This window comes from [Empedobacter] haloabium, from assembly GCA_008011715.2.
Lineage (GTDB): Bacteria > Pseudomonadota > Gammaproteobacteria > Burkholderiales > Burkholderiaceae_D > Rugamonas > Rugamonas haloabia.
Map to the genome: position 1 here is coordinate 5,236,742 of CP136508.1, position 22,691 is coordinate 5,259,432.

22 protein-coding genes are annotated in these 22,691 nt (G+C 66.6%); 8 read left to right on the top strand and 14 right to left on the bottom strand.

Going from position 1 to position 22,691, the window contains the following annotated elements; all coding sequences use genetic code 11:
- Positions 1–83 precede the first annotated feature (83 nt).
- The 3 genes from E7V67_022660 to E7V67_022670 form a co-directional block, all read right to left on the bottom strand.
- Positions 84–533 carry a GatB/YqeY domain-containing protein gene (locus E7V67_022660; protein ID WUR12474.1) on the bottom strand — a complete coding sequence of 150 codons (450 nt, stop codon included), beginning with the start codon at positions 531–533 and terminating at the stop codon, positions 84–86.
- A gap of 132 nt (positions 534–665) precedes the next feature.
- A complete protein-coding gene (gene rpsU, locus E7V67_022665; protein ID WUR12475.1) occupies positions 666–878 on the bottom strand; it encodes a 30S ribosomal protein S21 in 213 nt (70 codons plus the stop codon).
- 204 nt (positions 879–1,082) lie between these two features.
- Positions 1,083–2,291: an NAD(P)/FAD-dependent oxidoreductase gene (locus E7V67_022670; protein WUR12476.1), complete on the bottom strand. Its 1,209-nt coding sequence runs from the start codon at positions 2,289–2,291 to the stop codon at positions 1,083–1,085.
- Between the two features lie 131 nt (positions 2,292–2,422).
- Between E7V67_022670 and sodC the strand changes: the two genes are divergently transcribed.
- Positions 2,423–2,959, top strand: coding sequence for a superoxide dismutase [Cu-Zn] SodC (sodC, locus tag E7V67_022675; GenBank protein ID WUR12477.1), 537 nt, complete (start codon positions 2,423–2,425; stop codon positions 2,957–2,959).
- A 175-nt stretch (positions 2,960–3,134) separates the two neighbouring features.
- On the opposite strand, the gene ybiB is transcribed toward sodC, so the two are convergent.
- Positions 3,135–4,112, bottom strand: a complete 978-nt coding sequence (ybiB, locus tag E7V67_022680; protein ID WUR12478.1) for a DNA-binding protein YbiB — start codon at positions 4,110–4,112, stop codon at positions 3,135–3,137.
- A gap of 73 nt (positions 4,113–4,185) precedes the next feature.
- Between ybiB and E7V67_022685 the strand changes: the two genes are divergently transcribed.
- Both E7V67_022685 and tsaD read left to right on the top strand, forming a co-directional pair.
- On the top strand, positions 4,186–5,244 hold the full coding sequence (locus E7V67_022685; GenBank protein WUR12479.1) for a 3-deoxy-7-phosphoheptulonate synthase: 1,059 nt from the start codon (positions 4,186–4,188) through the stop codon (positions 5,242–5,244).
- 91 nt (positions 5,245–5,335) lie between these two features.
- Positions 5,336–6,367, top strand: coding sequence for a tRNA (adenosine(37)-N6)-threonylcarbamoyltransferase complex transferase subunit TsaD (gene tsaD / locus E7V67_022690; protein WUR12480.1), 1,032 nt, complete (start codon positions 5,336–5,338; stop codon positions 6,365–6,367).
- A 33-nt stretch (positions 6,368–6,400) separates the two neighbouring features.
- On the opposite strand, the gene E7V67_022695 is transcribed toward tsaD, so the two are convergent.
- From E7V67_022695 to E7V67_022710, 4 genes are all read right to left on the bottom strand, one after another.
- Positions 6,401–6,586 (bottom strand): hypothetical protein, encoded by a 186-nt coding sequence (locus tag E7V67_022695; protein WUR12481.1) that lies wholly within the window; start codon positions 6,584–6,586, stop codon positions 6,401–6,403.
- A gap of 85 nt (positions 6,587–6,671) precedes the next feature.
- Entirely contained in the window at positions 6,672–7,583 is a 912-nt protein-coding gene (locus tag E7V67_022700; GenBank protein WUR12482.1) for a LysR family transcriptional regulator, read from the bottom strand.
- Positions 7,583–8,482, bottom strand: coding sequence for an ion transporter (locus E7V67_022705; GenBank protein ID WUR12483.1), 900 nt, complete (start codon positions 8,480–8,482; stop codon positions 7,583–7,585). The genes E7V67_022700 and E7V67_022705 overlap by 1 nt, the downstream gene beginning before the upstream one ends.
- 5 nt (positions 8,483–8,487) lie before the next feature.
- Positions 8,488–9,717, bottom strand: coding sequence for a metal-dependent hydrolase (locus E7V67_022710; protein ID WUR12484.1), 1,230 nt, complete (start codon positions 9,715–9,717; stop codon positions 8,488–8,490).
- Between the two features lie 176 nt (positions 9,718–9,893).
- On the opposite strand from E7V67_022710, the gene E7V67_022715 reads away from it, so the two are divergent.
- Positions 9,894–10,454: a hypothetical protein gene (locus E7V67_022715; GenBank protein ID WUR12485.1), complete on the top strand. Its 561-nt coding sequence runs from the start codon at positions 9,894–9,896 to the stop codon at positions 10,452–10,454.
- A gap of 61 nt (positions 10,455–10,515) precedes the next feature.
- Here the strand turns inward: E7V67_022715 and E7V67_022720 are convergent, their stop codons facing one another.
- The 5 genes from E7V67_022720 to ybaK all read right to left on the bottom strand — a co-directional run bounded on the left by E7V67_022720 (position 10,516) and on the right by ybaK (position 13,858).
- Positions 10,516–10,806, bottom strand: a complete 291-nt coding sequence (locus E7V67_022720) for a DUF427 domain-containing protein (protein ID WUR12486.1) — start codon at positions 10,804–10,806, stop codon at positions 10,516–10,518.
- A gap of 22 nt (positions 10,807–10,828) precedes the next feature.
- Positions 10,829–11,866 (bottom strand): sensor domain-containing diguanylate cyclase, encoded by a 1,038-nt coding sequence (locus E7V67_022725; GenBank protein WUR12487.1) that lies wholly within the window; start codon positions 11,864–11,866, stop codon positions 10,829–10,831.
- A 72-nt stretch (positions 11,867–11,938) separates the two neighbouring features.
- Positions 11,939–12,586 carry a DsbA family oxidoreductase gene (locus tag E7V67_022730; protein ID WUR12488.1) on the bottom strand — a complete coding sequence of 216 codons (648 nt, stop codon included), beginning with the start codon at positions 12,584–12,586 and terminating at the stop codon, positions 11,939–11,941.
- Positions 12,587–12,664: 78 nt separating this feature from the next.
- Positions 12,665–13,300, bottom strand: a complete 636-nt coding sequence (gene plsY / locus E7V67_022735) for a glycerol-3-phosphate 1-O-acyltransferase PlsY (GenBank protein ID WUR12489.1) — start codon at positions 13,298–13,300, stop codon at positions 12,665–12,667.
- 66 nt (positions 13,301–13,366) lie between these two features.
- Positions 13,367–13,858 carry a Cys-tRNA(Pro) deacylase gene (gene ybaK / locus E7V67_022740; GenBank protein WUR12490.1) on the bottom strand — a complete coding sequence of 164 codons (492 nt, stop codon included), beginning with the start codon at positions 13,856–13,858 and terminating at the stop codon, positions 13,367–13,369.
- A 77-nt stretch (positions 13,859–13,935) separates the two neighbouring features.
- Between ybaK and E7V67_022745 the strand changes: the two genes are divergently transcribed.
- Positions 13,936–14,910 (top strand): endonuclease/exonuclease/phosphatase family protein, encoded by a 975-nt coding sequence (locus E7V67_022745; GenBank protein WUR12491.1) that lies wholly within the window; start codon positions 13,936–13,938, stop codon positions 14,908–14,910.
- Between the two features lie 3 nt (positions 14,911–14,913).
- Here E7V67_022745 and E7V67_022750 read toward each other — a convergent pair whose 3' ends face one another.
- Entirely contained in the window at positions 14,914–17,001 is a 2,088-nt protein-coding gene (locus tag E7V67_022750; protein ID WUR12492.1) for an EAL domain-containing protein, read from the bottom strand.
- Positions 17,002–17,153: 152 nt separating this feature from the next.
- Between E7V67_022750 and E7V67_022755 the strand changes: the two genes are divergently transcribed.
- The 3 genes from E7V67_022755 (at position 17,154) to E7V67_022765 (ending at position 22,620) form a co-directional block, all read left to right on the top strand.
- The gene (locus E7V67_022755) at positions 17,154–18,110 is read left to right on the top strand and encodes a GyrI-like domain-containing protein (GenBank protein WUR12493.1); all 957 of its coding nucleotides are present in this window, start codon (positions 17,154–17,156) and stop codon (positions 18,108–18,110) included.
- 196 nt (positions 18,111–18,306) lie between these two features.
- On the top strand, positions 18,307–19,506 hold the full coding sequence (locus E7V67_022760) for an efflux RND transporter periplasmic adaptor subunit (GenBank protein WUR12494.1): 1,200 nt from the start codon (positions 18,307–18,309) through the stop codon (positions 19,504–19,506).
- A 3-nt stretch (positions 19,507–19,509) separates the two neighbouring features.
- Positions 19,510–22,620 carry an efflux RND transporter permease subunit gene (locus tag E7V67_022765; protein WUR12495.1) on the top strand — a complete coding sequence of 1,037 codons (3,111 nt, stop codon included), beginning with the start codon at positions 19,510–19,512 and terminating at the stop codon, positions 22,618–22,620.
- Positions 22,621–22,691: the final 71 nt, after the last annotated feature.

Genomic DNA, 22,691 nt, shown 5'->3' on the forward strand with positions numbered 1-22,691 from the left:
CGGGTGGAAGCCTTGCTGCGTCGGATGCGATATTGTGACAGGTCGGCCGTGGCGCACGGTGGCGCCACGGCGGGATGCTACGCTCAGGCCGGCGTCAGGGCCTTCTTGACGAGGCCGGAGACGACCGTCATGTCGGCACGGCCGGCCAGCTTCGGCTTCAGGATGGCCATGACCTTGCCCATGTCCTGCGGGCCGGCGGCGCCGGATTCGGCGACGGCCGCCTTCACTTCGGCGGCAATCTCGTCGTCCGACAGGCCGGCGGGCATGTAGGCCGTCAGCACGGCCAGCTCGGCCTTTTCGATGTCGGCCAGGTCGGCGCGGCCACCGGCTTCGAACTGGGTGATCGAGTCCTTGCGCTGCTTGATCATCTTCTCGACGATGGCAACGGTCTGGTCGTCGTTCACCTCGATCTGCTCATCGACTTCCTTGCGCTTGATCTCGGCCAGCAGCAGGCGGATCGTGGCCAGCTTGCCGGCTTCTTTTGCGCGCATGGCGGCTTTCATGTCTTCGGAAATCTGGGCTTTCAGGCTCATGGCAACCTCGAGAATAAAGTTAAGGGACAAAACGAAAAACCCGCTGCGGCCGAGCCGGAGCGGGTGAGCGCGGACGCCAGACGAGCCGGGAGGCGAAGTGCGCCGTCGGCAGGCTCGTTGCGAAAGCGGGAATTAGTACAGCTTCTTCGGCAGTTGCTGGCTGCGGATGCGCTTGTAGTGGCGCTTCACGGCAGCGGCCAGCTTGCGCTTGCGCTCTGCGGTTGGCTTCTCGTAGAACTCGCGCGCACGCAGTTCGGTCAGCAGACCGGTTTTTTCGATGGTGCGCTTGAAGCGGCGCATGGCGACTTCGAACGGCTCGTTTTCTTTAAGGCGAATAGTGGTCATGTAAAAATTCAAACCGTTAGAGGGTTTTTAGGAAGACAGCGATATTAGCAGCTTTTGTCCAGATATACAATAGGCTCGATCGCTAAACCGGCCCGGCAGGCGGGTTCTACAGCACACCGCATCTGAACGGGCTTTGTCCTGCCCGCTAACATCAAGAGACCGCCGCGACTGTTGTGCAACCTTCGCAGCGGGACCGAAATGATATCAGATTGCCAGCCCGGCCGCCATCCCCGAGGCCCAGGCCCACTGGAAGTTGTAGCCTCCCAGCCACCCGGTGACGTCCACCGTCTCGCCGACGAAGTACAGGCCCGGCACCTTGTTCGCCATCATGGTCTGCTGCGACAGCTCTTTGGTATCGACGCCGCCGCGCGTCACTTCGGCCTTGCGGTAGCCTTCCGAGCCGTTCGGCGTGATGGTCCACGCGTTCAGGGCCTGGCCCAGCTGGCGCAAGCGCGCGTCCGGCAGGTCGGCCAGGCGGGCGTCCAGCGGGAAGCCGTGCGCCGTCAGCAGGCCTTCGGCCAAGCGCGCCGGCAGCCACTGGGCGATGACGTTGCCCAGCTGCTTTTTCTGCGTGCCCTTGCCTTCGATCAGCGCTTGCGCCACGTCCATCTCCGGCAGCAGGTTGATCGTGATGGGCTCGCCCGGCTGCCAGAAGCTGGAGATCTGCAGGATGGCCGGGCCGGACAGGCCGCGGTGCGTGAACAGCAGGTCTTCGCGGAAGCGCGCGCCCGTGGCCTTGCGGCCTTTCAGCGTGCCGGTCGTCACGTCCACTTCCAGCGAGATGCCGGCCAGCGGTACGAAGGGTTGCCACTGTGCCTCGTCGAAGGTCAGCGGCACCAGGGCCGGGCGCGGTTCGACGATGGACAGGCCGAACTGCTTGGCGATACGGTAGCCGAAGTCGGTCGCACCGATCTTCGGGATCGACAGGCCGCCGGTGGCGATGACGACGTTGGCCGCTTCGATGTCGCCGCTGTCGGTGTGGAGCAGGAAGCCGGTTTCCGTCTTGGCCAGCGTTTCGACCTTGGCGGGCATGCGCCAGTGGACGTCGCCGGCGGCGCACTCGGCCTTCAGCATCTCGATGATCTGCTCGGCGGAGTCGTCGCAGAACAGCTGGCCCTTGTGCTTCTCGTGGTAGCCGATGCGATACTTCTTGACGAGGGCGAGGAAGTCTTGCGGCGTGTAGCGCGACAGGGCGCTCTTGGCGAAATGGGGATTCTCGGACAGGAAGTTGGCCGGTCCCGCATTGATATTGGTGAAGTTGCAGCGGCCGCCGCCCGAAATGCGGATCTTCTCGGCCAGCTTGGACGCGTGATCGATCAGCACGACCTTCCTGCCGCGCTGGCCCGCCGCCGCCGCGCACATCATGCCGGCCGCGCCCGCGCCAATCACTGCCACATCAAACTGTTTCGCCATCGTCCGCCCCGGTCAAACCCGCCATTTTACGCGAGCTGGCCGAGTCTGGCTGAGGCTTTTTTGCGCGCTGTCGAGGCCGACTTGCGGTATGCTGCGTTGTTTTCTGAATAACAACCAACCGGAGCTATATTATGTTTACCCGTCTGTCCTTCACGCTGGCCGCGCTGGGCCTGTCCGCCTTCGCCCATGCCCAGATCACCGTACCGATCCATTCCGTCGCCAGCAAGGATGGCGACCGCTCGCTGGGCAGCGTGACGATCACCGAAACGCCGGGCGGCCTGCAATTCACGCCAGCGCTGCAGGGCCTGCCGCCGGGCCAGCGCGGCTTCCACGTCCATATGAACGGCAACTGCGGCGAAGGCCCCGTCAACGGCAAGGTCGCACCGGCCGGCGCGGCGGGTGGCCACCTCGATCCACACGGCAGCAACGCGCACAAGGGTCCGGGCAACGGCGGCCACCTGGGTGATCTGCCGGCGCTGGAAGTGGACAGCAGCGGCGCTGCGCTGAAGCCCGTGGTCGCCCCACAGTTGAAGACGCTGGCCGACGTCAAGGGCCGCGCGCTGATGATCCACGCCGGCGGCGACAACTACGCCGACGCGCCTGCCCCGCTGGGCGGTGGCGGCGGCCGCATCGCCTGCGGCGTGATCGGCGACGCGGCAACGAAGTAAGCGGCCACTACGGCCGAGCCCGTGTCGCACCTTGGGGTCAGGCACAAAAGCTTGTCCTACCGCGGGGTCAGTCACCGCGGTGGGACACGGCCTGTGCCGTAGCGTCGCTTTTACTGCCGCGCTCGTGTCCCGTTTTGGTGACTGACCCCGCGGTGGGACACGGGCTGGGCTGTGGTTAGGCTGGGTGGCGCTGGCGCAGCGCGCGGGCCGTGTCGATGACGTGGCCGACCTGCTGGGCGATCGGGTCGGGGACCGGGATCGCGCCGTCCAGTACCGCGCGGATCCAGGCGGCCGTGGATGCCGCGCTCTTGTCTTCCGGCAGCGCCGGCAGGTGTTCGGCGATCATCTGGCGTTCGACCAGGACGGTACGCTCGCCGTCGTGGAACCAGTCGATCTTCTGCGCCTTGGTGGCGTTTGCCACCGTCTCCCCTTCCGTGCCGCGCATCAGGAAGGCGTCGCCACGTTCATGCGGTGCCGCCGTGGTGAAATATTCTCCCAGCGTTTCCAGGTATTCCGGGTGCGTGTACGACACCAGCCGCAAGGCCGGGCCGGCGAAGGGCTGCATGATCTTTACCAGGGTGTGCGTGGAATTGCGCACGCCCAGCACGCGGCGCAGCGACAGCATGTGGGCCAGCTCGGGTGCCAGCGCGTCGATCGTGATGAAGCTGACGTGGCCATCGGCCAGCGCCGCTTCGGCGGCTTCGTGCGAGGGTGCGGCGTGGACGCCCAGCCCGGCGAAGACTTCGGCGGTCGTGATGCGGCCCGGATCGTCCGGCACGCCATGCACCAGCACGGGGACGCCGGCGCGGGCCAGCAGCAGCGCCAGCAGCGCCGTCAGGTTGGCCATCTTGCGGGCACCGTTGTAGCTGGGGATGACGACCGGGACGAACTCGCCGGCCGGCGCGCGCAGCGGCGGGAAGGAGGCTTCGGCGGCGTCGAGGAAGCCGGCCAGCTCGTCGACCGACTCGCCCTTGATGCGCATCGCCAGCAGGATGGCACCCAGTTCGAGGTCGGAAACGCGGCCTTCCAGCATCGCGCGGTACAGGTTGTGGGCATCGTCGCGGCTCATGCTGCGAGCGCCTTTCTGGCCGCGCCCGATTTCCTTGATGAAGTGCGCGGTAGGGAATGCCGTCAGGGTGGATTCGATAGTCATGTCAAACAGCTTACATTATTTCGGCTACACTATTCGATCCCCTGGAGAAAACACGCTAGAAGCAGACACAACCATGATTGCACCCGATCTCGAAAATATTAACGTCACCTCGTTCGCGGCAATGCCGACCCCGGCCGACCTGCACGCGAAACTGCCGCTGACCCAAGCCGCTTCGGACACGGTCACGAAAGGCCGCGAAGACCTGCGCAACATCCTCGACCGCAAGGACAAGCGCCTGTTCGTCGTCGTCGGCCCCTGCTCGATCCACGATCCTGTCGCCGGCCTGGATTATGCGCGCCGCCTGAAAGCGCTGCAGGAAGAAGTAAAGGACACGATGCTGCTGGTGATGCGGGTGTATTTCGAGAAGCCGCGCACGACGACCGGGTGGAAGGGGTATATCAACGATCCGTATATGGACGATTCGTTCCGCGTCGACGTGGGCATGGAAAAGGCGCGCCAGTTCCTGCTGGACGTGTGCGAGCTGGGCCTGCCGACCGCCACCGAGGCGCTCGACCCGATCTCGCCGCAGTACCTGGGCGACCTGATCGCCTGGACCGCCATCGGCGCGCGCACGACGGAATCGCAGACGCACCGCGAGATGTCGTCCGGCCTGTCCACGCCCGTGGGCTTCAAGAACGGCACCGACGGCGACATCAGCATCGCCATCAACGCCATCCTGTCCGCGGCCAATCCGCACGCCTTCCTGGGCATTAACAGCGAAGGCAACGTCTCGGTCGTGCGCACGCGCGGCAATGCCTACGGCCACGTGGTACTGCGCGGCGGCGACGGCCGCCCGAACTACGACTCCGTCTCCGTGACGATCGCCGAGCAGGCGCTGGCCAAGGCCAAGCTGCCGGCCAATATCGTGGTGGACTGCTCGCACGCGAACAGCTACAAGAAGCCGGAACTGCAACCGCTGGTGATGACGGACGTGATCAACCAGATCGTGCACGGCAACAAGTCGCTGGTGGGCGTGATGATCGAATCGAATATCGAGGCCGGCAACCAGAAGATTCCGGCCGACCTGTCCGAGCTGAAGTACGGTTGCTCCGTGACGGACGCCTGCATCGACTGGGAAACCACGGCGCAGATGCTGCGCACGGCCGACGCCGAGCTGCGCGGCCGGCCGTAAAAGGAAAAGTTGCCCGGAAAATGGGGTCTGTCCCCATTTTCCGGGTTTCCTTTACAATGGCGGATTGCCCAAATCCTTTGCAGCATTCCCCATGATCGTTCTCGGCGTCGAATCCTCCTGTGACGAAACCGGCCTGGCCCTGTATGACACAGAGCGCGGCCTGCTCTCCCATGCCCTGTATTCGCAGGTGGCGATGCACGAGGAGTACGGCGGCGTGGTGCCGGAACTGGCCTCGCGCGACCATATCCGCCGCGCCATCCCCCTGTTGCAGCAGACGCTGCAAGGTGCCGCCATCGCGCCGCAAGCCATCGACGCGATCGCCTACACGCAAGGCCCCGGCCTGGCCGGCGCGCTGCTGGTCGGCTCGTCGATCGCCTGCAGCCTGGGCCTGGCGCTGGATAAACCCGTGCTGGGCGTGCACCACCTGGAAGGCCACCTGCTGTCGCCTCTGCTGGCGTCCGATCCGCCCGAGTTCCCGTTTGTCGCGCTGCTGGTCTCGGGTGGCCACACGCAGCTGATGCGGGTGGACGGCGTCGGCCAGTACGAGCTGCTGGGCGAGACCCTGGACGATGCCGCCGGCGAGGCCTTCGACAAATCCGCCAAGCTGCTGGGCCTCGGCTATCCGGGCGGCCCGGCCATCTCGCGCCTGGCCGAATTCGGCGACCCGACGGCCTACAAGCTGCCACGCCCGATGCTGCATTCGAAGGATTTGAACTTCAGCTTCTCCGGCCTGAAGACGGCCGTGCTGACGGTGGTGAAGAACAGCGGTGCCGCCAATGTGTGCGAGCAGGACAAGGCCAATATCGCGCGCGGCTTCGTCGACGCCATCGTCGACGTGCTGGTGGCGAAATGCGTGGCCGCCCTGAAGCAGACGGGCCTGAAGCGCCTCGTCATCGCCGGCGGCGTGGGCGCGAACAGCCAGCTGCGCGCCGCGCTGAACGCGGCGGCCGCCAAGAAACGCTTCCGCGTGTATTACCCGGAGCTGGAGTTTTGCACCGACAACGGCGCGATGATCGCTTTCGCGGGCGCCATGCGCCTGTCCATCAATCCCCAGGCGGCACAACGCGATTACAGCTTCAATGTGCGGCCCCGCTGGCCGCTGGACGAACTGAAAGTCGTCTGACACGCCCCGCGGGCGCAGCTTGGAACGCCTGGATCAGCTACCCAACAACATTGCCGCCAGGCCCACCAGGGCCAGCAGGCCACCCGCGGCCACGGCGCCGGTGCGCACGTGCTTTTTCTTCAGGTCGACGCCGCGCGCCGCCATGCGCTCGCTGCGCAACGGTTTGGATGGACGCTGTGGTGCCTGGGTCGAATTATGGTCGTCAACGGATTGGTTCATTGCCGGTCTCCTCGAATTGTCTATACAGACAATGTACCAGCAATTTGCATGCCATTACCACCCCGTTGGCAAATTTCGGTTGCCTTCAGGCTACAGTCCAGGCCAGCGCGGGGTCGCCGCGCAGCCGCGCCACCAGCAGGTCGATCAGCGCACGCACCCGCGCGGTGCCGTGCCGTCCTTCGCGGTGCACGATATTCACGGGAACGGGCGGCAGCTCGAATTGCTCCAGCAAGGGCACCAGCGCGCCGGACGCCAGCAGCGGCGCCACCTGGTAAGACAGCAGCCGTGCCAGGCCCAGGCCCTGGCGGATCGCCTCGATGGCGCTGTCGTTGCTGGTGACCGTCAGGCGCGGGCGCACGCGGTAGCCGCGCACGCCGCCGTTTTCACGAAAACGCCATTCCGGCTGCGTGCTGGCACCCGTGCTGGCGACGATCGTATGGGACGCCAGATCGCTTGGGTTGCGCGGCGCGCCGTGCCGCGCCAGGTAATCCGGCGACGCGCAGATCATGCGCCGCACCTGCCCCACCCGCAGCGCGCGCAGGCCCGAGTCGGGCAGCTCGCCGATGCGCACCGCCACGTCGTAGCCCTCTTCCAGCAGGTTCGTCACGCGGTCGACGAACACGGCGGACACCTCCGTGTCCGGATAGCGCCGCAGGTAGTCGACGATGCCGGGCATGACGTACATGCGCCCGAACAGCACGGGTGCCGTGATGGCGAGCAGCCCGCGCGGCGCGGCGTTCAGGCCGGCCGCCGCCTCGTCGGCTTCGTCCAGCTCGGCCAGCAGGCGGCGGCAGTCGTCCAGGTAGCGCTGGCCCGCCTCCGTCACGCGCACGTGGCGCGTGCTGCGTTCGAGCAGGCGCACACCGAGACGCTCCTCGAGCGCCGCCACGGCGCGCGTCACGGCCGCCGGCGACAAGCCGAGGCGCCGCGCACCCGCGGCAAAGCCCTGCTCCTCGGCGACGGCGACAAACACCGTCATCCCGTGCAGCCGGTCCATTATTCAGGGAGCGCCGGCAGGGCCTTGCCGCACTGTTTGCAGTAGCGCGCCGTCGCCTCGTGGCCGCGCGTCATGCAGCGGGTGCAGGAACGGCCCGCCAGCAGGCGCACGCCGCGCTGGTGCGTGATCTCGGAACTGATGATGCCGGTCGGGACGGCCAGGATGCCCCAGCCCAGCAGCATCATGAACGAGGCGATGGCGCGGCCGATGTCCGTCTTCGGCACCAGGTCGCCGAAGCCGACCGTCGTCACGGTGGAAATGGCCCAGTAGACGCCGACCGGAATGCTGGTGTAGCCGTGCGCCGGACCTTCGACCACGTACATCACGGTCCCCAGCAGGAACACGATCAGGAACACGACGGACAGGAACACGAGGATCTTGCGGCGGCTGGCCAGCAGCGCATCGCCCAGCATGCTGTACTCCTGGATGTACAAGGTCAGCTTCAGGATGCGGAAGATGCGCAGCAGGCGCAGGATGCGCACGTCCAGCAGCACGTGGGCGCCGGGCAGGAACAGCGAAACGTAGCTGGGCAGGATCGCCAGCAGGTCGATCACGCCGAAAAAGCTGCCGGCATAGCGCAGCGGGCGGCGCACGCAGACGAGCCGGCCGATGTATTCGATGGAAAACAGGATCGTGAAGAACCACTCCGCCGCGATCAGCCAGTCCGCGTGCGTGCGGGCGATGGCTTCGATCGACGTCAGCACAGCCGCCAGCACGCTGAGCAGGATGGCGGCGATCAGGGCCAGGTCGAAGGCGCGGCCCTTGCGGGTGTCCGACTCGAAGATGATCTCGTACAGCCGGGCGCGCCAACCGCCGTCCGGTTTGCCCAGGCGTTGCTGCGGGTCGGTCGTGTGCACGGCCGGCGTGGGATCGGGATCGGGTTGCATCTGGGCGGACATGGCGGTCATCTTAGCGCAGCACCCAGCAGGTCGGCGCGCGGATATCCCCAGTGCGGTACGTTCGCGCACGGCGTGCGTGACGACTCGATCGGCAAGGTGGTCAAGTTACCGCGCGGCGTGGCCGCATAGCGCAGGTCGCTGGCCACCGCGCTGGTCACGGCCGGCATGCGCGCATAACGCAGCCAGGCGTTGACGTGGCAGTCGCTCTGCGCCAGCGCGCGCAGCAGCGCCAGGTCGCCCTGCCATGCAGGCGCCAGCGCGATGCCCGGGGCGGGCACGTCGCTCGCCGTCGGGTCGGCAAAACCGCCCGGACAACTGGTCGGCGGCATCAGCTCGGGCGCAAGGCTCAGCAGCCCGCGCCGCAGCCGGTACTGGCCGGCCGCCTCGTTCGACTCGATCGACACGAACGACCAGCACAGCGGCTGCGCCGGGTAAGCCGTCATTGCCACGTCCAGCACGCGCGCGGCCGGGTCGATGGCCTGCAGCGCGACCGTGATGCGCTGGCGCCCCAGCGTGGACGCGGCGCCCTGCACGGCAATGAAGCCGATCGCCACTGCGGCGGCCAGCGCCAGCGAGCGGCGGCTGTGCCGGCGCGTGACGCGCAACGCCGCGATGGCGCCGCCGATGATGAACAAGGCCAGCAGCGAGTGCCAGTCCAGGTAGCCGCGCCACGTGGCACCCAGCACGAACGCCGCCAGTCCGCCCAGCGCGATGCCGCGCAGCCAACGCAGCGCGATCGCCAGCGCCAGCGGCACGCCGAAGGCGATCCAGAACACGGGCTCCACGATGAAGACCATGTCGCCGTAGAACCAGCGCGGATCGAACGGGTAGAACGGATGCACGCCGTACGAGTTCAAAAAGTCCATCGACAGGTGCAGGCCGAAGCCCAGCGCGACCGCCAGCCCGAGGCCCAGGCGCGCCGGCCCACTGTCGCGCAGCAGCCGGCGCGCATTCGGCCACAAGGCCCACAACAGCGCCAGCAGCAACAGGGCCTGCGGCAGCGCGTACAGCAGGGTGTGGGTATGGCCGCGGTGGTGCAGCAGGTAGCCCAGCGGCGCAGGCAGCAGGTGGGTCAGGAACAGGTCGAGGTCGGGGAAGTTGCTGGCGGCCGCGCACGCCGTCAGCAGCAGGCGGTGGCGGGTGCGCTGGCGCGCGGGGTCGGTTTCGGCGGGCAGCGAGCGCTGCACCAGTTCGCCGACACCGAGGCCGACAAAGGAATGGGTGATATTGTCCATTGCGGCATGGTAACCGACAGCCGGGGCAGGCGCCCTTCTTCAATGCGAAGGTCGATGCGCGCTACGAGAATGCCGGACAAGCCGGTCGCTTGTCCTGGCTGCAGCAACACCGTACACTGATCCATTGTGACTGGCCGCTTTCGGCCAGGAGCGGCCAGTCGCCAGGTCCAGATCCCATGCTATTCATTTTTGTCCCTCTTTCTGTCCTTGCCGGAATTATCTCTCTCCTGTCTTTCTCGGCGGCGCGCGCCCTGTCGGTAAAACGGGCCTGTTTTATTGTCGGGATCATGGTCGCGTTTCCCATTATTGCGAACGAGGTATTTCAGTACATCTGGTACAGGAAGGCGATACCGGAGAAAATTGGCATTACCTATCCCATATCGACTTATGACGAGACCGGATTCAGGGAGGGGTGCGGAACGATTGTCTTCAAACTGTCCGACGAGACGCTGGCGCTGATCAAGAAGGATGGGCTCAAGTTTCTGGCTGGAGCAACCCAAGGACGGGGGCATCCAGGTGAGCATTACTATCGGTACGCAGAGTGGCAGGAAACACCTCTCCCGCCGGATTGGACAAGCGAAGGCTCGTGGATGATATGTTCAGGACTCAGCAATGGCGACCATGCAAGAATCGTCGCCGCCGCCAAGTCCCGCGGTGCGTACTTTACGACCAAGGACGAGGGGACACTGGTCCTCATCCCCTCGCTGGGCTATATCGTGTATTCGTTTTTCGGCTAGGGCGTGAAGCAGCAAGAACACCATCGGACGGGCGCAAGACGGCATAAACGCCGCGCCCGGGTCAATGGCTCACTTCCACCCCATGCCAGAACGCCACCCGCCCCTTGATCGCCTTGGCGGCTTCGGACGGCGTGGCGTAATACCACGCGGCGTTCCTGTTGACCTGCCCGTCCACCTCCACGTCGTAATAGCTGGCCACGCCCTTCCACGGGCACATCGTCGTGTGGCTGCTGTCCTTCAGGTATTCGCGCTTGACGCGCTCGAGCGGGAAATACACATTGTGCTCGACAATTTCGATCTCGTTTTCCGGCGCCTCGGCGATGACGGCGCCGTTCCAGACGGCTTTCGGCATGGTGTTCTCCTTGGTGGTTCGGTTATTCGACGCGGTTGCGGCCATTCTGCTTGGCACGATACAGCGCTTCGTCGGCGGCGCGCAGCAGGCTGTCGGCATCGTCGACCCCCATGTGATCGAAGGCGCCGACGCCGAAACTGGCGGTGACGGGCACGCGGCGCGCGCCATCCATGTGCACCAGCGCCTCGACGCGGGCACGCAGCGTTTCGGCCATCTTCAGCGCGCCCTCGCGCGGCGTGTTCGGCAGCAGCACGCACAGTTCCTCGCCGCCGTAGCGGCCGGCCACGTCGATCACGCGCACGTTGTCCCGTATCAGCTTGCCGATGGCGGCCAGCACCTTGTCGCCCATCGCATGGCCATGCTCGTCGTTGACGCGCTTGAAGTGGTCCAGGTCGATCATCACGGCCGCAAGCGGCGCGCGGAAACGCCGCGCCCGCGCCACCTCGAACTTCAGCCGGTGCAGCAGCGAACGGCGGTTGTGCAGGCCGGTCAGCTCATCGGTCGTGGCCAGCTCCTCCAGCCGCTGCAGCGACTGGCGCAACGCCGCCTCGTTGGCGCGCGCCTCGATCAGGGCGATCACCTGCCGCGCCAGGCGTGCCAGCATGTCGCGCTGCTCCGGCGTCAGGCCGCCTGGGCGGCTGTCCAGCACGCACAAGGTGCCGATCGGATGGCCTTCGCTGGTGCGCAGCGGCACGGCGCTGTAGCGGCGCACGAACGGCGCCGCCGTCGTCAGCGCCAGGCCGGCGCTGCGCGGGTCGGCCAAGGTGTCGGGAAATTCGGTCAGCGTCTCGCCCAGCACGGTCCAGGCGCAATACGACTGGCTGCGCGGCAGCGAATCGAGCTGCAGACCGACGCAGGCGCGGGTCCAGGTCCGTTCCGCGTCCACCAGCGCGATAAAGGCGTAAGGCACGCCACATAGGCGCGCCGCCAGCTCGGTCAGGAACAGGAAATCGGGACCGGCCGCATGGTCCAATGCCGCGCTGCGGTGCAGTGCGGCCAGCCTGGCCTGCTCGTCCGCCGGCTGGGGAAAGGTGGGGAAAATCTGTTCTGCGGCGGCCATGCGCTCTCTCGGGTCGATATGTGCGGGCAGTGTAGCGCAAATGGCCCGGGCGGGAAAACCGCCCTGACCCGCTTACGCACCCGCGGCGATCTGGCGCAGCGCCTGCTCGAACAGCTCGGGCGGCTGGCCGCCGGAGATCAGGTGGCGCTGGTTGATGATCACGGCCGGCACCGAATGGATGCCGTGCTGCTGCCAGAATCCCTCGATCTCGCGCACTTCCTCCGCGTAGCGGTCCGACTCCAGCACGTCCTGCGCGGCGCGCAGGTCCAGGCCGGCCTTCTCGGCCGCGCGCAGCAGCGTGTCGTGCGAGCTGGGGTCTTCGCCGTTGGTGAAATAGGCCTCGAGCAGCGCGTGCTTCAGCTCCTTCTGGCGGCCCGTGCCCTCGGCCCAGTGCAGCAGGCGGTGCGCGTCGAAGGTGTTGTAGATGCGGCTGCGCTTGTCCATGGCGAAGGTGAAGCCCACATCGGCGCCGCGCTGGCGGATCATGGCGCGCGACTGCTCCTGCTGCTCGGGCGTGGAACCGTACTTTTCCGTGATGTGTTCGGTGATGTCCTGGCCCTCGCGTCCCATGTTGGGGTTCAGTTCGAAGGGCTGGAAGTGGATCTCGGCGGCGATGTCGGGGCCGATGCGTTCCAGCGCCGTTTCCAGCGAACGCAAGCCGATCGCGCACCAGGGGCAGGAAACGTCGGAAACGAAGTCGATACGGACGGGAGTCGTCATGGCGGCCTTTCGGAAAGAGATGTCGCCGGCGGCGGCCATCCCTCCATGGTGAGGACAGCCGCCCGATTTACAAGCGCCTTACTTCTTCTTCGCGGCCGTCGCCGCTTTTTCCTTGCTCTTGCTGCCGATGCGGCTTTCCTTGCCGGCGATCAGGTTGCCGATGTTCTTGGCATGGCGCCAGATCAGCAGGGCACTCATCAGGAGCACGGCGAAGAACTGCGGCTCGACGCCGAACAGCAGCCCATAATAGAACGGCGCGAACAGCGACGCGATCAGCGCCGCCAGCGACGAGTATCGGAACGCATAGGCCACCACCAGCCAGGTGACCAGCGTGGCCAGGCCCAGCCAGGGATTGAGCGCCAGCAGCACGCCCAGCGCGGTGGCCACGCCCTTGCCGCCGACGAAGCGGAAGAACACGGGCCACAGGTGGCCGATGAAGACGGCCAGCGCCACCAGCGCGATGGTGGCGTCGTCCACCTGCAGCTCGCGCGCGAAGTGCATCGTCAGCCAGACCGCCAGCCAGCCCTTGAAGGCGTCGCCGATCAGGGTCCAGATGGCGGCACCCTTGCTGCCGCTGCGCAGCACGTTGGTGGCGCCGGGATTGCCGGAGCCGTAGGTGCGCGGATCGTCCAGGCCGTAGATCTTGCTGACCACGACGGCAAAAGAGATCGAGCCGATCAGATAGGCGGCGATCGTCAACAGAAGAGTATTCATTTCCCCGAAATTCCTAATATTGTTATGGCCGGCCGCGGCCGGCTGCCGACTATACAGCAGAGCCCATCAATCGGCCAGCGCGCAGTGCACCGGTCTGGCGCCCAGCACGTCCAGCAGGATTTGCGGCCGGATGCCGACCAGGTAGCCGCGCCGGCCGCCATTGATATAAATGGTTTCCAGCGCCAGGATCGATTCCTCCACGTACACCGGCATGGCCTTTTTCGTGCCGAACGGCGACGTGCCGCCCACCATATAGCCCGAATGGCGCTGGGCCACCTCCGGCCTGCACGGCTCCACGGATTTGCAACCGATATTCCTGGCCAGGTTCTTCGTCGAGACCTTGCAATCGCCGTGCATCAGCACGATCAATGGCTTGGCGGCTTCGTCCTGCATGACCAGCGTCTTGACGACGTGGTGCTCGTCGACCCCGAGCGCCTGCGACGAGACGGCGGTGCCGCCATGCTCCTCGTACTCGTAAGGGTGTTCGGAAAAGGCCACGTGGTGCTTGCGCAGCAGCGCGGTCGCGGGCGTTTCTGAAATGTGCTCTTTCTTTGCCATGCCGTGATACGCTAACCGTAATGAAAGGAGACTGGGCACCGGCCACGGGCCCGGGTCTCTCATGGGAGTTTCTAATTATGCAGCAAGAAATTCGCTTTGCCACCTTCAATGTCTGCAACCTGGCGCCGCCGGGCGCGAAATTGTACGACAACCTTGCGCCCCTGAGCCCGGAGGAGTACGAAGCGAAGGCCAGCTGGATCGCCCGCCAGCTCGATGAACTGGACGCGGACGTGATCGGCTTCCAGGAGATTTTCTCGCAGGCGGCATTGCGCGACGTGCTGGCCCGCACCCGCAAATACCGCGAGGCGCTGCATGCCGGCTTCGATCCGGACCCGCAGGCGACCCGCCTGACGCCCAGCGTGGCACTGGTCTCGCGCCTGCCGCTGGCGGCGCCGGCGGCCGCCTACCCCGCCTTTCCCGCGGACGTGCCATGCGACTCCGGCAGCCTTGACTCCGACCGCTTCGCGCGCGCGCCGCTGCACGCGCAGGTGCTGCTGCCGGGCGAGCGCATCGTCGACGTGTTCGTCGTGCACCTGAAATCGCGCCGGCCCGACTATCGCAACGGCGACAGCGGCGCCGATCCGCTGCACTACGCGATGGCGAGCCTGCGCTCATTGGTGTGGCGCGGCACCGAGGCGGTGGCGCTGCGCGTGCTGCTGTCGAAGATGATGCGCGAAACGCGCCGGCCCTGCGTGGTGCTGGGCGATTTCAACGACACGGCCGACGCTGTCACGACCACGATCGTGCTGGGCAATGGCGGCACCTATGGCGGCGAAGGCGCGGCCAGCGAGGAGCGGCGCGGCCGCCTGTACGACTGCCACCGCATCCAGCGCAGCCAGGACCCGCTGCGCCACGTGGGCTACACCAACATCCACGAGGGCCGCTATTCGACCATCGATCACGTGCTGGTCTCGGAGGAATTCACCGGCGATTCGCCGCGCGCGATCGGCGAGGTGCTGGACGTGAGCTACTTCAACGACCATCTGCGGCTGGCCAAGCCGGAGGCGTCCGACCACGGCCAGGTGCTGGTGCGCTTGCGCCTGTACGGCTGAGCGTCAATGCAGCACTGAAGCCTGGCCGCTGGCGCGGGCCGCCGCCACGGCGTGATAGCCCTGGTACTGGTCGCAGCCCTGCCCGCGCAGGAACTCCAGCTGCTCGGCCGTTTCGACGCCTTCCGCGATCACTGTCATGTCCATGCTGCGCGCCATCGCGATGATGGTGCGGATCACGGTCGGATCGAAACCGCCCGCCAGGAACGCCTGGGCGATCTTCAGCTTGTCGATCGGGTAGTCCTTCAACTGGCCCAGGCGCGACCAGCCGGTGCCGAAGTCGTCCAGCGACAGCCGCACACCCAGCTGGCGCAGGCCGCGCAAGGTGTCGGCCACACCGGCGCCGCCTTGCATGAGGATGGCTTCGGTCAGCTCCAGTTCCAGGAAGCGCGCTTCCAGTCCCGCTTCATCCAGTGCCGCCTGTACCTGTTCCAGCAGGTCGCGCTGCTGGAACTGCGCCGGCGACAGGTTGACGGCGACGCCGACCTGGTGGCCCTCGTCGTGCCACGCACGCGCGTGCCGGCACGCCTCGCGCATGACCCAGTTGCCGATCGGGACCATCAGCCCGGCCTCCTCGGCCACGTCCAGGAAGCGCTCCGGCGCCAGCAGGCCCAGTTCCGGATGGCGCCAGCGCACCAGCGCCTCGGCGCCCACCAGCACGCCGCTGCGCACGTCCAGCTCCGGCTCGAACACCAGCTCGAACTGCTGCTCATCCAGGGCGCGGCGCAGGCCATTCTCGAAGGTGGCGCGTTCGACGATGCGCTGGTTCATCGCCGCGCTGAAGAAGCGGAAGCCGTCGCGGCCGCCCTCCTTGGCGTGGTACATGGCGACATCGGCGTTCTGGATCAGCGTGTCGATATCGTCGCCATCGCTGGGAAAGATGCTGACGCCGATCGAGGCCGAGATGTGCAGTTCGTGTTCGCCGATCCGGTATGGCTGGCCGATGGCCTGGCGGACCGCCTCGGCCACGTGGGCCGCATGGTCGATGCCGCCGATGTCGGCCAGGATGACGACGAATTCGTCGCCACCCTGGCGGCTGACGGTATCGACCTTGCGCACGCATTTCAACAGCCGCGCCGCGACTTCCCGCAGCAGGGCGTCGCCGACCTGGTGGCCCAGGGTGTCGTTGACCGGCTTGAAGCGGTCCAGGTCGAGGAACAGGATCGCCAGCATGCTGCCCTTGCGGCGCGCCGCCGACAGCGCCAGCGACAGCCGGTCCAGCAGCAGCACGCGGTTCGGCAGGTCGGTCAGGAAGTCGTGCTCGGCCAGGTGGCGCGTGTGCTCCTCGCTGCGCTTGCGCTCCGTGATGTCGGACAGGATCGCCATGTAGTTGCTGACCTGGCCCTGGCCGTCGCGGATCGCCGTCAGCGACAGCCAGGCCGGGAACACCTCGCCGTCGCGGCGGCGCGAGCAGGTCTCGCCCTGCCAGTGGTCGAGCACCTCGATCTGGTTCCACACCTCGCGCAGGAAGGTCTCGTCCTCGACGCCGGCACGCGAGACCGTCAAGGGCCGGCCCAGCACCTCGCAGGCGTCGAAGCCCGTGATGCCGCCATAGGCGCGATTGACGGAAATGATGCGGCGCTGGCTGTCGGTCAGCAGGATGGCGTCGCGGCTGTTCTCGAACACCTGGGCCGCCAGGGTCAGCGTGCGCTCGGCGTGCTTGCGCGCCGTGATGTCGACGTCCATGCAGAACACCTGTCCCAGCTCGCCCTGGAAGATCGGCAGCTTGGTCGAGCAGACCCAGTGCTCGCGGCCGTCGGCGGCGCGCACGATCCAGTCGCCGGCCGGGCCGTGGCGCCCGGTCTGCCAGACCGCTTCCAGCAGGGCGGCGTGCTCGGCCTCGCGTTCGCCGCGCGACAGCAGCTCATCGAGCCGGCGGCCGACGGCCTGCTGCGGCGTCACGCCGCACAAGCGCGCGCAGGCCTGGTTACAGAACCGGACGACGCCGGCCCGGTCGATACTGCAGACGGCGACCCCGGGCATCAGCTCCAGCGCGGCCACCAGGCGCGTGATCCAGCCCAGCGCTTCCTGGGCCGGAAGCGCCGCTGGCGCGGCGAGCTGCGCGGGCGTGGGGAATTTCTCTGACTGGTCCATCTGGCCATTCTTGCCGGGCTGGTCCAATACGCACTTGTGCGACCTCAACAGTACAAGGCGCAGCGATGGCGCATTCTTGCCTTACGCCAACTGGCCGACATATCGCGCTGCCGCGCCTGAAACAGCCCGCGCGCCGTTGCTATAATGAAAATATGAACGCTCCCCTTTTCGCGTCCCCGCGTGACGAATATGCGCGGCGCATGACGCGCGTCCTGAACTACATCGATGCCCACCTGGACCAGCCGCTGGAGCTGGCCCAGCTGGCGGACGTGGCGAATTTTTCGCGCTTCCATTTTCACCGCATCTTCCACGCCTGGATGGGCGAGACGCTGGGCGACTATTTGCGCCGCCGGCGCCTCGAGAAAGCGGCGTTCCGGCTCAGCTGCGGCCCGGTCGAAACCGTGCTGGAAACCGCGCTGGCGACGGGTTTCGGCTCCGGTGAGGCATTCGCACGCGCGTTCAAGGCGAAGTTCGGCCGCACGCCAAGCGAATGGCGGCGCGATACGCCGCGGCGCCTCGCCGCGCAGGCGCTCGGCCACCACAGCAATCCTGATCAGTTGCTCGGCAATCCGGATCAGGCAGGGCAGCCGCCGATGCGCGACGATGATGTTTCCAACAACATGACAGGAAACCTCACCATGGAAGTCGTCATCACCGACCTGCCCGCCGTCCGCGTCGCGTATTTTCGCCATATCGGTCCGTACGGACCGGGTATCACCTCGTTCTGGCGCACCGTCGTCGCACCGTGGATGCAGTCGCGCGGCCTGGAAGCGCCGCTCTGCATTGGCATCGGCTACGACGATCCCAGCATGACGCCTGCAGACAAATGCCGCTACGACGCCTGTGTCGCCCTGCCTGAAGACTTCACGGACACTGGCGCGGCCGATATCGCCACACTGCCCGGCGGCCGCTATGCGCGCGCCGCCTTCACGGGAGAGCCGGCCGGCATCGCCGATGCGTGGACCTGGATGACGCGCAACTGGCTGCCGTCGAGCGGCCTGCAATGCGACGACCGCCCATGCCTTGAAATCTTCCGCCCCGAAACGGCCGTCGATCCGGAAACCGGGGCCATGCGCTGCGACCTCTGCATTCCGGTCCGCCCGCTCTGACGAGCCAACCCGGCAGCGCGTCGTTCGACGCGCGCCGGGTCCCTTCACCACATCGCTTTATCAGCTCCCACCGCAGTTCAGGCGCGCCAAAACGCGCTTCGTCGCATCCGGGTGGCCGCCGCCCTTGTCGAATCGTACAGTGCCACCATCGCACCGTCCCTTTGCCGGCAGCGGCCAACCCACTTCGAGAAAACCAATGACATCCGAACTGCCTTCGATCTCCCGGCGCCGCTGGCGCAAGCCGGCCATCGCCCTCGTCGCCCTGGCTGTCGCCGGTGGCGCGTACACGGTGCTGCGCCCGCAGCCCGCGCCCGCCGCGGCCACGGCCAGCGCCGCGCCGGCCAAGCCGGTCGTCTACGAGCTGGCCGCGACCGACGTCGCCGCCGTCGCGGCGCGGCCGCTGGCGGTGCAGCTGCCGCTGTCGGGCAGCCTGGCGCCGGTCAGCCAGGCCACCGTCAAGTCGAAGGTGTCCGGCGTGGTCGAGGAATCGGCGCTGCGCGAAGGCATGGCCGTGACGGCCGGCCAGGTGCTGGCAAGGATCGACCAGGCCGACCTGCGCGCGCGCATGACGCAGCAGCAGGCCTTGCTGGACGAGGCGCAGGCGCGCCTGGCGATGGCGCAAAAGAACGAAGCCAACAGCCGCGCGCTGCTGGCGCAGAAATACATCTCGCAGACGGCCTACGACACCAATGCCAATGCGGTGGACCTGGCCCGCGCGGCCGTGAAGGCGGCGTCCGCCCAAGTGGAACTGGCGCGCATCGCGCTGGCCGACAGCACGATCCGCGCGCCGATGAGCGGCATCGTCAGCAAGCGCCACGTGCAGGCCGGCGAAAAAGTGGCGCCGGACATGCCTGTCTACACCATCGTCAGCCTGGCCGAGCTGACCCTGGAAGCGCAGGTGCCGACCAGCGACATCCCGCGCATCAAGCCAGGGCAGGAAGTGAGCTTCCGGGTCGACGGCTTCGCGGGCCGCGCGTTTGCCGGCAAGGTCGCGCGCATCAACCCGACCACGGAAGCGGGATCGCGCGCGATGCTGGTGTATATCTCGGTGCCGAACGACGACGGCGCCCTGCGCGGCGGCATGTTCGCCAAGGGCAGCATCGTCACGGAACGCACCGCCGCCCTGCCACAGGTGCCGGTGACGGCGCTGCGCGAAGAGAGTGGCCGCCAGCTGGTCTACAAGGTCGCCGGCGGCAAGGTGGTGGCCCAGCCGGTCACGCTGGGCCTGCGCAACGAGGACGAAGGCCTGGCCGCCGTCACCGAGGGGCTGGCGCAGGGCGAGCACGTGATCGTCTCGAAGCTGGACGGCGTCAAGCCGGGCGCCAGCGTGCGCCTGCCTGCACCGGGCGCACTGGCGCAGGACGCCAAGCCGGCCATTAAGCAACCGCAGGGGTAAGCCATGTGGATCACGAAGATCAGTATCCGCCAGCCCGTCTTCGCGACGATGGTGATGATCGGCCTGATGGTGCTGGGCCTGGCGTCCTATCGCGGCCTGGGCGTGGAAAGCATGCCGAACGTGGAGATCCCGTTCGTCGCCATCGAGGTGGCCTATCCAGGCGCCTCGCCGGAAGCCGTCGAGACGGACATCACCCGCCCCATCGAGGACATCGTCAACACCGTGCGCGGCGTGCGCACCCTGCGCGCCAACTCGTGGGAGGGCAAGGCCGGCATCTACATCGAGTTCGAACTGTCCACCAATATGGACAAGGCGATGCAGGACATCCGCGACAAGGTCGGCATCGTGCGTCCGCGCTTCCCGAAGGAGGCCAAGGACCCGTTCATCGTGCGCGAGGAAGGCGACAACGCGCAGCCGGTGGTGCGGCTGACGCTGACGTCGCCGAACGTCGACATCCGCACGCTGTCCACCCTGGCCGACCAGGTCATCGTCAAGCGCCTGCAGGGCGTGCCGGGCGTCGGCCAGGTGCGCAGCTACGGCCAGGCCAAGCGCGAAATCCTGATCAGCCTGAAACCGGCCGAGATGACGGCGCAGGGCGTCGGCGTCAACGAGGTGATGCGGGCGATCCAGGACACCAATGCCAATCTCCCGGCCGGCAACATCACGCGTGACGCCAGCGACCGGCTGGTACGCGTCGAGGGCAAGCTGAAGGAACCGCGCGAGTTCAACAAGATCATCGTCGCGCGCCGCGCCAATGGTCCGGTCTATCTGGAACAGGTGGCCGACGTGGTGGACGGCGAGGCGGAAGAGCGCTCGCTGGCCCGCATCGACGGCAAGCGCGGCATCTCGCTGGAAGTGACGAAGGTGCAGGACTCCAATGTGGTCGAGGTGGGCGAAGGCATCAAGGCCGTCGTGGCCGACCTGCAAAAATCGCTGCCGGCCGGCGTGGCGCTGACGATCTCGGACGCCGAATCGGACCGCGTGCAGAACCAGCTCAATAACGTCAAGCGCACCATTATCGAAGGCGCCGTGCTGACGATGATCATCGTGTTCTTCTTCCTGCATTCGTGGCGCTCGACGATCATCACCGGCCTGACCCTGCCGATCTCGGTGCTGGCCAGCTTCATCGCGATGAAGGCTTTCGGCTTCACCTTGAACTTCCTGACCTTGATGGCGCTGTCGCTGTGCATCGGCCTCTTGATCGACGACGCCATCGTGGTGCGCGAGAACATCGTGCGCCACCTGGGCTTCGGCAAGAACCACCGCAAGGCGGCGGAAGACGGCACCAACGAGATCGGCGTGGCCGTGATGGCGACGACCTTCGCCATCGTCGCGGTGTTCGTGCCGGTCGCCTTCATGGACGGCATCATCGGCCGCTTCTTCCTGCAGTTCGGCATCACCGTCACGGTGGCCGTGCTGGTATCGCTGTTCGTCAGCTTCACGCTCGACCCGATGCTGTCTTCGGTCTGGCACGATCCCGTCAAGGATCGCTTCAAGTACCTGCCCTGGCTGGGCCGCTTGATGGAAACCATCGAGCACGGCATCGACAAGGTGCACGTCTGGTACGGCAAGGTGCTGGCCGTGGCACTGGACTGGCGCAAGACGACGCTGGCGCTGACCCTGGCGATTTTTGTCGGCAGCCTGCTGCTGGTGCCGAAGATCGGCGGCGAAATGTTCCCCGAGACGGACCGCGGCTGGATCGACATGCAGTTCAAGGTGCCGGTCGGCTCCAGCCTGGAATACAACGCCAGCAAGGTGGCGCAGGTGGAAGCGGCGCTGCGCGAATTCCCGGAAGTCGAGACGGTGTTCAGCAATATCGGCGCGGCCGAGGGCCGCCACATCTCCTACGTGAACGTGAAGCTGACGGACGTGCACAAGACGCACCGCCGCCCGCAGAAGGAACTGGAAAAGGCCATCCGCGCGCGGCTGGCGACGATCCCCGGCATCACGCCATCGGTCGGCCAGAAGCCCATCTTCATCGCCATCCTGGGCACGGACGAAGCGAAGCTGGACAAGGTGGCGCACCAGCTGATGGACAAGATGAAGGCGATCAAGGGCGTGGCCGACCTGGAATACAGCCAGGAAGGCGCCAACCCGTCGACGTCGATCCGCATCAACAACGAGCTGGCCAGCGACCTGGGACTGACCACGCAGCAGATCGGCGCGGCACTGCGGCCGTTCGTGGCCGGCGAGACGGTCAGCTACTGGCTGGCGCCGGACGGCCAGAACTACGACGTCAACGTGCAGCTGCCGAAAGTGGGCCGCCAACGCGTGGCCGACCTGGCCGACCTGTCGCTGGCGTCGAGCAAGCCGGGCCCGGACGGCCGGCCGCTGATGGTGCCGCTGCGCCAGGTGGTCGAGTTCGTGCCGTCGTATTCGCCACAGGTGCTGAAGCGCCAGGCGCTGATGCGGCGCGTGGCCGTGATGGCCGGCGTCGAAGGCCGCCCCGGCGGCGACGTGGACGCGGACGTCAAGAAGGCGATGGACTCCATCGAGATGCCGGCCGGCGTGCGTTTCGACGTGGGTGGCCAGGCCAAGCAGATGCAGGAAACGCTGACCAGCGCCATGATCGCGCTGGGTATCGCCATCGTCTTCATCTACCTGGTGCTGGCCTCGCAGTTCGGCAGCTTCCTGCAGCCGGTGGCGATCATGATGTCGCTGCCGCTCTCCTTGATCGGCGTGCTGCTGGCATTGCTGGTGACAGGATCGACCTTGAACATCTTCTCCGTGATCGGCGTGATCATGCTGATGGGTCTGGTGACGAAAAACGCGATCCTGCTGGTGGACTTCACCAACCATGGCCAGCAAGGCGGCATGACGCAGCGCGATGCCATCATGGCGGCCGGCCAGGTGCGCCTGCGGCCGATCCTGATGACGACCTTGGCGATGATCTTCGGCATGCTGCCGATGGCGATCGGCATGGGCGAAGGCGGCGAGACACAGGCGCCGATGGGCCGTGCGGTGATCGGCGGCGTGATCACCTCGACCTTGCTGACCCTCGTCGTGGTGCCGGTCGCGTATACGTATCTCGACAACCTGGGCAAGCGGGCCAAGCGCTGGTTCGCGGCGCCGGAAGAGAAGCCGGCGGTGGTGGCGGTGGCGGATGCCGCTTGAGTAATTGATGAACCGTGGTGACAGGCACCTTTCTTCGCGTCGGAGACGCGAAGAAAGGTGCCTGTCACCGG